1 protein-coding gene is annotated in these 554 nt (G+C 70.4%); it reads left to right on the top strand.

What is annotated here, in order from left to right; all coding sequences use genetic code 11:
• The coding region (locus ACFQRI_RS27105; RefSeq protein ID WP_380673502.1) for a phosphotransferase at positions 1 to 554 on the top strand (554 nt) is incomplete at both ends.

The raw sequence follows: 554 nt of genomic DNA, 5'->3' as shown, positions 1-554 counted from the left end.
GACGAGGACTTCTGGGCTGCGAGATTCGCCCACGAGATCCGCACCTGCAAGGCGTTCTCCGAGCATCCACCACCGGTACGGGTACCGCGGCTGGTGCACGCCGACTCCCACCGAGTGCTGGTGGTCGAGCAGGTGCCCGGCACGGTGGTCGACACCGAGCGCTACCCCGAGCATTCGCTGGACGAGGCCACCGTGGACGCCTCCCTGGCCGCGGTGACCGGCTTCGCACGCTGGACGCCGCCACCCGGTGCTCTGCAACCGGTGTTCGACCTGGCCGACCGCGTGGAGCGCTATCACCACCAGGGCTGGTTCACCGACACCGACCGCGACGCGCTGCACGCGCTGCTGCGACAGCTACCGGCACCAGCGGCCCCCGCACACGGCGACCCGCTACCGGCCAACCTGCTGCGCACCGAAAACGGCACGGTCGCGCTGCTGGATTTCGAGTTCACCGGCCTGTTCCTCCCCGGATTCGACCTCGCCATGCTGCACACCCTGCTGGCCGCCACCCCGGGCGCGCAGCAGCGCATCGAGGAGCTGGTCACCGAGCAGGG

Origin of the sequence: Saccharopolyspora griseoalba, from assembly GCF_042665275.1 — a bacterium.
GTDB lineage: Bacteria > Actinomycetota > Actinomycetes > Mycobacteriales > Pseudonocardiaceae > Saccharopolyspora > Saccharopolyspora griseoalba.
This window is presented reverse-complemented; position numbering and strand designations above follow the sequence as displayed.